Genomic DNA, 9398 nt, shown 5'->3' on the forward strand with positions numbered 1-9398 from the left:
GGAGTAGTCTGTCCGACCTCTGTCGGTCAGTGTCCGTCGCCTACTTGGTCAGCCGTCGCTTCGCCCTGGCTGGCGCTCGCAAGAGATGATCTTCCCTGCAGCTGTAGCGGTCTTTCTACCGCCCCTGCTGGAACAGGGGAGGGGGCTGAGCTGAACACAACAGGATGATGGCAGGAAGAAGGCCAGGGGCGGCTCACATTCAGCTGTGAGAGAAGAACGAGCGCCGACCGACCAGAAAGGAAACAGCAAGGGCGCTCTGCTCCAGCGCATAGCGGCACAGCGCGGACAACAGCAGATGACCTTATGGTCAGGAAGGGAAGCCCAGTGCGGCTCAGCGTGCTGCCTTGCCTGCCAGAACGGCAGCAGCAGCAGCAGGCGAGAGGTGCCCGGCTGTTGTTCCCTTCCTGACCTTCGCGCATACGTGAGTGACTTGACGGTCAGCGACTCTCCTACTGCCGTCAGAGGAGGGTAGCATCCCTGAACGGAGAGAACTATGGCTAGCAAAAGCAAAGAGAATCGAATCATTGTTGCTCTTGCCTGCTCAAATTGCCGGCACCGCAACTACCATACCTCTAAGAACAGGCGCACTCATCAGGACCGCCTTGAGCTGAGGAAGTTCTGTCCCAACTGTCGCACGCATACGATCCATCGCGAGACCAGATGATTGCCGGGCAACGATCACTCCTGATCGAGAAAGGGTCAACGTGGCAAACAAAATGGCCGAGAAGAAAAAGGCTACTTCCGCTTCAAGCGAGGTTCTCCAGGCCAAGCCCCGCGGCGAGAAGGATGCTCCTGCCCGCAAGGAGTCGAAGCAGATGACGCAGCGACGCGAGGGCCGTCAGGAGGTACGCCGCGAACAGAAACCATCTGTTTTTGCTCGCTTGCTCCAGATGAGGCTGTTCCGCTTCCCCTATGAGGCCTATTACGAGCTGCGCTATAAGGTCACCTGGCCAACGTTCGAGGAGGCGCGCAATATGACGATCGCTGTGATTGCGCTCGCCCTCGCCCTCGGTATCGTCCTCGGGTTGGTCGATATTGGCCTCTTCCAGCTGTTCCGCCTGATCACTGGTACCGCCAGGTAGATTGACGCGGGTTGGGAGCGGGTGACTAAAGCGTGCCGGCAGCTGCCTGCACAGGTTGTCTGTTGCTCGCGCCACTCAAAAGGCGATGCGGCGGCGCTTTTGTGATGACGGGGTGCCGGGCTGGGTGGCCTGCTGGCTGGGTGAAGAGACGCTGGCAGATCAGGTATGCTGAGAGTTGAGCTGGTCTTGCGCTGTCGATATGATGGGCAAGCTGGGTGGCCTGGGAGCCGGGCATGCCGGGCATGGGAGGGAGAGGGTTGTCTCATGTCGGGCGCGGGCGTTGGGAAGATAAGCTTGAGGGGGTGGGTGTCAGTCTACACAGGGGATCGGTGTAGATGCGCTGGTCTGGGGTCCGGGCGCCGTGGTGAGTGACGGAGCCGGGGCCTATCTCCGCACAGAGAAAGCGCCTGCCTGCCTGTCTGCCTGGCTGCCTGCCGGTCCTGTGGAGAGAAGAGGGGGAGCAATAGATTCCCGCGCCTCCGTGTTGTAATTTCTGTGGATATGGAACAGACGAATTGGAAGGATGCCCTCCCGGTGGCCGGCCAAGAAGATGCCGCTGCGGTGGGGGAACCAGGTTTAGCGGGCAATAAGCAAGAGGGAAATACCATGGTTGCTGATGACCCAAATCCCAAAGAACGGGCTGGCTCGGAAACGCGGCACAGCACCGCGCTGTCGAAGTCAGGTAGCTCTGGTGCTGGAGAGCGTGCCTGGTACGCGATCCACACCTACTCCGGCTACGAAAATAAGGTCAAGAGCCATCTCGAAGCGCGCATTGCCTCGATGAACATGCGCGATAAGATCTTTCGGGTCGTCGTGCCAATGGAAGAAGAGGTCGAGATTAAGCAGGGGCAGAGGCGGACGGTACAGCGCAAGGTCTTCCCTGGCTATGTACTGGTCGAGATGATCTTGACCGAGGAGTCGTGGTATGTGGTGCGCAACACCCCGGGGGTCACCAGCTTTGTCGGGTCGGGGACGCGCCCGGTGCCTCTTCAGGAGCATGAGGTCAGGGCAATCCTGAAGCAGGTTTCTGAAGAAGCTGAGAAGCCGAAGACAAAGGTCAGCTTCACGAAAGGTCAGAGCGTGCGTGTCATCGACGGCCCCTTCACCGATTTCATTGGGACCGTCAGTGACATCAATATGGATCGCAACAAAGTCACGGTTCTCGTCTCCTTCTTTGGGAGGGAGACGCCGGTGGTCCTGGATTTTCTCCAGGTCGAGAAGATTTAACAACCAACAATGGAAGCGGGAGGTTAAGCGAAACCTCCCACTTTTTCATGCATGTGTGTATGCATGCAGGAAAGGCGACGCTCAGCGGGCTGCCCCGCCAGGCCAGCCAGGCGCCCCGGCCCCTGCCGGAACCGCTTCGGAGGCGCCTGCTGCCAGGCCCTGGCGTCGCCGCTCACTGCCAGCCAGCCTCTGCCACCAGTGAAGGGCCAGCCTCTTCTCTGGTGGCAGAAGCTGGCATGAGCACGAGCACGCACTCATTTTGCGATTGTCGCTTGTTGAGGGAGCTGGAGTTACAATGGCAAAACGTGTTAAGGCTGTGATCAGGCTAGAGTTGCCTGCCGGTGAGGCTAAGCCCGCGCCTCCGGTCGGTACGGTGCTTGGCTCACAGGGCATTAATATTGTGGCCTTCTGTAAGGAGTATAATGCCCGTACGGAAAGCCAGCGCGGGATGATCATCCCCGCCGAAGTCACGATCTACGAGGATCGCTCTTTTACGTTTGTTACGCGCACGCCCCCAACGGCCTTCTTGCTGAAGCAGGCAGCGGGAATCGAAAAAGGGTCTGGTACCCCTGGCAGAGCAAAGGTCGGGACGATCGACCGCGCCAAGCTGCGTGAGATTGCTCAGCTGAAGATGAAAGACCTCAATGTCTACGATATCGAGGCCGCTGAGCGTATCGTTGAGGGGACGGCCCGCAGTATGGGAATTACCATCGTCTGAGCAGGCGCGACTGCGCTCCGCTCCTCTCGCCAGAGGTCAGCTATCTGTCCCTGTCCCACCCAGCCCGGACCGGGCAAGAGATCCGATCTGCTCGCGGAGACCTTTACCAGTGCATGAGGCTCTGGCTGGAGCGGAGACGGCTCTGGTTGCTGACCTGATGGGCGCCAGGACAGGACGAGGACGAGGTCGCGGCGATCTGTTGAGAAGAAGTATCTGCCCGTCAGTCACTGCGGTCGATTACCACGAGGAGGGCTTTTTGTCATGCCGAAAAAACACGGAAAGAAATATCTTGAAGCTTTGAACTTGCTTGAGCCGGGAAAGCTCTACCAGCCCCAGGAAGCTATTCCCCTGCTCAAGAAGATGAGCTACGTCAAGTTTGATCCGACCCTTGAGGTTCATATGCGCCTCGGGGTTGACCCACGACACGCCGATCAGATGGTGCGCGGCGTGGCCTTGCTGCCAGCGGGTACCGGCAAGGATGTCAAGGTCCTGGTCTTTGCCCAGGGCGAGAAAGCTCGCGAAGCCGAGGCCGCTGGGGCTGACTTTGTCGGCCTCGATGACTTGATCAAGCAAATTGAAAATGACTGGCTGGGCTTCGATGTGGCGATCGCAACCCCGGATGTCATGCCGAGGATCGGTCGTCTCGGTAGAAAGCTCGGCCCGCGCGGCTTGATGCCCAATCCTAAAACAGGTACGGTCACGATGGATGTGGCCCGAGCCGTACGCGAAGCGAAGGCCGGGCGCGTGGAGTTCCGCGTTGATCGCACCGGGCTGCTGCATGTACCAGCGGGCAAGCTATCTTTTAGCGATGAGGCCCTGCTCTCCAATCTGGCTGCCATTCTCGATGCGGTGATGCGCGCCAAGCCAGCCAGCTCCAAGGGCGCCTACATTCGCAATATCGTGTTGGCTTCAACAATGTCGCCAGGTGTGCCGCTGGATCTGCAGTCGGCTCTTTCCTTGCGCGCCTAGCTTTGGCGGAGACTGGAGACGAGGCTGGCGGCTTGACGGCCTGCCCGTCTCTTGCCTATAATCTGAACAGCCTGTAACCTTTAACCTTTGCGACCGAAGACAGCAAGTATGCCCGGGGCATGTAAATGATACCGTCCGGTATCAGCTTGCCGAGGAGCACGCTCTGCTTCTTGCTTGCCGGCATATGGGTAGGCGATGCCTGAGCAAGGCAGAGCACAGAGGGAAGGATTGCAAGAAGGCGTAGTATGTTCTGTGCCGTGTTGGTTGCCTGCTGCTCTGCTGGCGACCAGGCCGCCTCTGCGCTCGTTGCACGCTGCTACGCATAGCTGTGATCCATCCACTGCCACTGCTTCCAACGGAAGCTTGCCTCCGGGCCTTCGGTCTTGCACTGAAGGCCCTTTTTCTTTGCGCTCCCTGGTGAGCCTGCCGGGGTGGCTGGTTGGTTGAGTGGTTGACGGACCGGACTGGCCAGCGACTGAGGCGGCGCTGATCCTCGGTCCTCACGTCGCGTCAATGACTTGCCGATCGAGGGGAACTGTTCCCGCCCCTGCGCGCCAGCTCTCGGGGCTGGCTCTGGCTCGGGGAGCAGGCGGGGCCACTTTTTCCCCGCTGACCTGACAGATCTCGGTGCATCCTTGCCCGTCAGCGAACCCATGTTGCCAGAGATTGCTCTTCTCATGCGCGTTGGGAGGCTCTCCCCGCTCGCTGAGGGGAGCAGAGCAGCTGGCGGCTTTCTCTTGTCAAGCAGATACCAACGGCAACAGAACACCAAAAGAAAGGAGGGGAGAGCGGAATGCCTACACCGGCGAAGGCGGCAAAGATCGAAGAACTGGCCGAGAAGCTGGCGCGCTCGCGGATCGCCATCCTGATTCAGACGCAGGGGCTTTCGGTCAAGGAAATGAACGACCTGCGCAGTAAGGTGCGCCCGATGAATGTCGAGGTGCAGGTGGCCAAAAATACCCTGCTGCGCCTGGCTGCCGAGCGCAACCAGATGGAAGGGGTAGACCCAAACATCTTTCACGGCCAGACAACCGTAGCCTTTGGCTACGATGATGAGGTGGCAACCGCCAAGGCGGTCACCGATTACTTGCAGAGCTCGAACGCGGTGGTCCTCAAGGCGGCCATCCTGGGAGGGCGCTCGCTGACACCAGATCGCGTCGAGACGCTCGCCAAGATCAGCGGCGGCAAGCCCTCAGCTCAGGCGCAGCTGGTCGGTGCCCTGCAAGGGCCGCTGTCTACAACCTATAGCCTGCTGGCTGCTCCTTTACGCAACCTCTGCTACGTTCTGCAGGCGCGGGTCGAGCAGCTACAGCAGCAGCAAACCGAGCATGCCTAGTTTCACCTGTATTAAGTGGTATCTAGTGTCTATCACGAAGCCATACGAATCGGAGGAGGTTGCTCCATGTCCATTGAGAGCATCATTGCAGAAATTGAAAAGCTGAACGTGCTGGATCTCGTTGAGCTGACCAAGCAGATTCAAGAGAAGTGGGGAGTTAGCGCGGCTCCTGTCGCGGTAGCGGCGGCTCCTGCGGCGGCTGCGCCGGCTGAGGCGGCTCCTGCGGCTCAGCAAGAGGAGAAGACCGATTTCGATGTCATCCTGAGCGAGGTTGGTGCCGAGAAGATCAAGGTCATCAAGGTGGTGCGCGAGCTGACCAACCTCGGCCTCAAGGAAGCCAAGGAGCTGGTCGAGGGCGCTCCCAAGCCGGTCAAGGAGGGCGTCTCTAAGGAGGAGGCCCAGCAGATCGCTGCCAAGCTGCAGGAAGTGGGCGCCAAGGTCACCATCAAGTAAGTAAGGCGTGCAGACAGAGAGGCAGGCTGGCGCTGGCGCCGCGCTGCGCCTCGCCAGCCTGCCAACAGAGGGAGCGCCTCACGGTGCGGCCCGTATCTATCATCTACGGCCTGCTGCTCCTGGGGGCGCCCCTCTCGCGGCTCTGACTGCTAGCGTTGCTGCGCTGCCCCATTGAACAAAAAGAGCCGTGACAACCTCAACTCGGCTCCCGGCCCGCAAGCCGAAGCTTTCGAGCGGCTCTTGTTCCCTCTACCATCCCGGAACAGCCTTCCCTGCCTGCGCAAGGGCCTGGCCAGCCAGAGCACTCCCCGCGGCAGCCGGCATCAGAGCCATCTAGACGCTGACAAACTAGCGTGATATAATGCATGGGTGTATCATCCAGGACTAGTCAGATTACTACTCAGGCTGAGAGGCGCTCGCCAGAGCATCCTTTCAAACCTGCTAGATGCTTGACTATCTCACCTGAGCCTGCTGAGGAGGTGAAACAGAGGGTGGCATTGACTCGCGAGGATAAAGCTGACATTATTGCTTCGTCGCGCATCCACGAGGCCGATACCGGCTCGCCCGAGGTCCAGGTCTCGCTGCTGACGACTCGTATCAATCAACTGACCGAGCATCTGAAGATCCATAAGCATGATTTTCATTCCCGTCGCGGCCTGATGATGCTGGTGGGTCAGCGGCGTCGCTTGCTTGCTTATCTCAGCCGCAAAAGCCCGGAGCGTTATCGGGCCCTGATTGCGAAGCTCGGCCTGCGCCACTAAGGCCCGAACAAAGGCGAGGCCTGGTTACCTCGCAAGCGATCGGTCGGCATGTCTCCTGGCTCCTCCTCCGCTCACTCGCCTCGCGGACGCTCCTCTCTGTCTAAGGGCAAGGGTGAGAGTGCCAGCAAAAGCAAGCAGGAAGAGAAGGAAAAGAGGAGGAGCGCTCTCTTGTAATGCTTGCCGACCGCTCGCTGTGCAGCTGCGAGTGTACGCTCCTGCAGCTCTCGTGGCGTCCTCCCTGGTCAGGACTCGGGCCTGAACAGGGCCGCTGGCTGAGGTTGTCAGCCAGTGACGCGCCCACCTCCCCAGGAAAGGCTGGTGCAGGTGTTTGCTTTGCTTTGCTTGGGCAGTTTGCCAACCTGGGCCTCAGCCAAAGAAAAAAGAGTGGCTTGTTTCTCTCTCTCTCCTGCATATGATGGGCCAGGCGTGCGTCGAAAATCATGGTGTGCATCTTGTTTGTCCGGGATCATGAGTGATCGTTTCTGTGGGTTATCCAGGAGCGAGACTGGAATCTGCGCACCGCCGGCCAGCTGAAGAGCAGTCGGCAGGCCTGAGAGAGCGGGAAGTATCGGATTGGTTTCGTCTCTCCTTGCCAGAGACGAAAGGAAAAGGCGGTAGAATCAGCTTTCCACCAGGCGCAGCGCCCTCCGCTTGCTATGGACCTGGTCAGGAGTAGAACGTCGGTAGCCTGCCAGTCAGAGAAATGCTGACAGGCCAGAGTGGTATAACTGGCGACAGAGAAAAGGCACGGTGAATCACTCATCTGTAGCTGCCCATCTTGAGCGGATGACCAACGGTCGAAGGGTCGATCGCGCGATCGGATTGGGTTTTCTCAGTAAGGGGCTGAAAGCAGCGCGGTTTCATTCCTTCTTCTTACTCGCTCGCTTGTTGTAGCGGTTCGGAAGGAAAACGGTCGGACAGACAGACAGTCAGTTAGTCACGAAAGAGCAGAGGCAGGGGATCTTATTCAGACAAGTTATCGTTGCGAGCAAGAGTAGAAGTAGTAGTAGTAGTCGTAGTAGTCGGTCAGTTATCTGTTGACAAGCACCCCGTTACGTCCCCGTGAAGCAAGGAGAGTTTCAGGTCTACGGTCCAGCCAAGGGGTGTATAGTAGTCGGAGGAACTATGATCCATCGTCAAGAAGCTGTCATTGGCGGTCGCGTCATGAGCATTGAAACCGGACGAGTAGCTGAGCAGGCCAATGGCGCAGTGTTGTTGCGCTATGGCGATACTGTGATCCTGGCGACCGCCGTAGCCAGTGAAGAGCCTCGTGAAGGCATTGATTTTTTTCCATTGACCGTCGACGTTGAAGAACGTATGTATGCCGCCGGTAAGATCCCCGGCGGGTTTATTAAGCGCGAGGGGCGGGCTTCCGAGCATGCCATTCTCGCCTGCCGCCTCGCTGACCGCCCTCTTCGCCCCCTCTTCCCGAAAGGGTACCGCAACGATGTACAGATTATTATCACTGTGCTCTCTGTAGACCAGGAGAATGATCCCGATGTGCTGGGGATCGTCGGGGCCTCGGCAGCCCTCTGTATCTCCGACATTCCGTTCGCTGGCCCGGTTGGCGCGGTGCGCGTGGGCTACATTGATAACGAGCTGGTGATCAATCCGCTGGAGTCCCAGATGGATCGTAGCCGCCTCGATCTGGTGGTGGCCGGCACAGCGGATGCGGTGATGATGGTCGAGGCTGGGGCCAAGGAGCTGCCCGAAGATATCATGTTGGAGGCAGTGATCCGGGGCCAGGAGGCGCTGCAGGATATTATTAAGATGCAAGAGAAGCTCATGCAGGTGGTGAACGTGGCCAAGCGGCCTTTCGAGACGCCCCCTGTCGATGAGGAGCTGCAGCGCCAGGTGGCTGAGTTCATCCTGCCGCGCCTGGAGCAGGCGGTGAACCATCCCGATAAGACGGCGCGTGCAGCGGCGCTGACCCTGGTCCAGAACGAGCTGGTGCAGACGCTCGGGGCGCAGTATCCCGACCGTTTGAAGGAGATTATGGCCTTCTATGAGAAGGAACTGAAGACCTATGTGCGCAACCAGATTCTGGATCATGGGATCAGGCCCGATGGGCGTGATCTGAAGACGATCCGCCCAATTACCTGCGAGGTCGGTCTGCTGCCGCGCACGCATGGCTCGGCCCTCTTTACGCGCGGTCAGACGCAGGTGCTGAGTGTGGTGACGCTTGGCTCGCCGGGCGAGGAGCAGATCCTTGACGGCCTGACCCCCAGTGAGAGCAAGCGCTTTATGCATCACTACAATTTCCCGCCCTTCTCGACCGGCGAAACCAGGCCGCTGCGCGGTCCAGGCCGCCGCGAGATTGGCCACGGCGCCCTGGCGGAGCGTGCCCTGCTGGCGGTGATCCCTTCGCAGGAAGAGTTCCCTTATACGATCCGAGCCGTCTCCGATGTGCTCTCCTCCAATGGTTCAACCTCAATGGGATCGGTCTGCGGAACAACGCTGGCGTTGATGGATGCCGGCGTCCCCATCCATGCGCCGGTGGCCGGGGTGGCAATGGGGCTGGTAACCGGTGAGGGCGAGCGCGCTGGCAAATGGGCTGTGCTGAGCGATATCCAGGGGATCGAGGATGCGCTGGGAGATATGGACTTCAAGGTCGCCGGCACCGCCGATGGCGTGACAGCCCTCCAGATGGATATCAAGGTCAAGGGCATCAGCTACGATATCATGGCCAAGGCCCTGGAGCAGGCGCGCGAGGGCCGCATGTATATCATGGAGAAGATGCTCGATGCCCTCGATGCTCCTCGCCCAGAGCTGTCGGTCTTCGCTCCGCGCATCCAGACTATGAAGATCAATCCTGATAAGATTGGCGCGGTGATCGGCCCCGGCGGTAAAAC

General features: G+C 59.4%; 9 protein-coding genes. All 9 read left to right on the forward strand.

Annotated elements, in window-relative coordinates; translation table 11 throughout:
• Positions 1–493 precede the first annotated feature (493 nt).
• On the forward strand, positions 494–664 hold the full coding sequence (rpmG, locus tag BGC09_RS22390; RefSeq protein WP_081838352.1) for a 50S ribosomal protein L33: 171 nt from the start codon (positions 494–496) through the stop codon (positions 662–664).
• 151 nt (positions 665–815) lie between these two features.
• Complete coding sequence (gene secE, locus BGC09_RS21635; RefSeq protein ID WP_176729006.1) at positions 816–1082, forward strand: preprotein translocase subunit SecE; 267 nt, start codon at positions 816–818, stop codon at positions 1080–1082.
• 534 nt (positions 1083–1616) lie between these two features.
• On the forward strand, positions 1617–2309 hold the full coding sequence (nusG, locus tag BGC09_RS21640; protein ID WP_305791264.1) for a transcription termination/antitermination protein NusG: 693 nt from the start codon (positions 1617–1619) through the stop codon (positions 2307–2309).
• A 295-nt stretch (positions 2310–2604) separates the two neighbouring features.
• Positions 2605–3027, forward strand: a complete 423-nt coding sequence (gene rplK / locus BGC09_RS21645) for a 50S ribosomal protein L11 (RefSeq protein ID WP_069806284.1) — start codon at positions 2605–2607, stop codon at positions 3025–3027.
• A gap of 261 nt (positions 3028–3288) precedes the next feature.
• A complete protein-coding gene (gene rplA / locus BGC09_RS21650; RefSeq protein ID WP_069806285.1) occupies positions 3289–3996 on the forward strand; it encodes a 50S ribosomal protein L1 in 708 nt (235 codons plus the stop codon).
• 793 nt (positions 3997–4789) lie between these two features.
• Positions 4790–5332: a 50S ribosomal protein L10 gene (rplJ, locus tag BGC09_RS21655; RefSeq protein ID WP_069806286.1), complete on the forward strand. Its 543-nt coding sequence runs from the start codon at positions 4790–4792 to the stop codon at positions 5330–5332.
• Between the two features lie 66 nt (positions 5333–5398).
• Positions 5399–5785 carry a 50S ribosomal protein L7/L12 gene (rplL, locus tag BGC09_RS21660; protein WP_069806287.1) on the forward strand — a complete coding sequence of 129 codons (387 nt, stop codon included), beginning with the start codon at positions 5399–5401 and terminating at the stop codon, positions 5783–5785.
• A gap of 491 nt (positions 5786–6276) precedes the next feature.
• Positions 6277–6546: a 30S ribosomal protein S15 gene (gene rpsO, locus BGC09_RS21665; RefSeq protein WP_069806288.1), complete on the forward strand. Its 270-nt coding sequence runs from the start codon at positions 6277–6279 to the stop codon at positions 6544–6546.
• Between the two features lie 1125 nt (positions 6547–7671).
• A partial coding sequence (locus BGC09_RS21670) for a polyribonucleotide nucleotidyltransferase (protein WP_069806289.1) occupies positions 7672–9398 on the forward strand: 1727 nt, incomplete at its 3' end.

It is taken from the genome of Thermogemmatispora onikobensis, from assembly GCF_001748285.1.
GTDB lineage: Bacteria > Chloroflexota > Ktedonobacteria > Ktedonobacterales > Ktedonobacteraceae > Thermogemmatispora > Thermogemmatispora onikobensis.

Coding starts and splice junctions, on each gene's coding strand:
- rplK (WP_069806284.1), top strand. CDS start 2,605: ATGGCAAAACGTGTTAAGGCTGTGATCAGGCTAGAGTTGCCTGCCGGT.
- rplJ (WP_069806286.1), top strand. CDS start 4,790: ATGCCTACACCGGCGAAGGCGGCAAAGATCGAAGAACTGGCCGAGAAG.
- rplL (WP_069806287.1), top strand. CDS start 5,399: ATGTCCATTGAGAGCATCATTGCAGAAATTGAAAAGCTGAACGTGCTG.
- rpmG (WP_081838352.1), top strand. CDS start 494: ATGGCTAGCAAAAGCAAAGAGAATCGAATCATTGTTGCTCTTGCCTGC.
- rplA (WP_069806285.1), top strand. CDS start 3,289: ATGCCGAAAAAACACGGAAAGAAATATCTTGAAGCTTTGAACTTGCTT.
- secE (WP_176729006.1), top strand. CDS start 816: ATGACGCAGCGACGCGAGGGCCGTCAGGAGGTACGCCGCGAACAGAAA.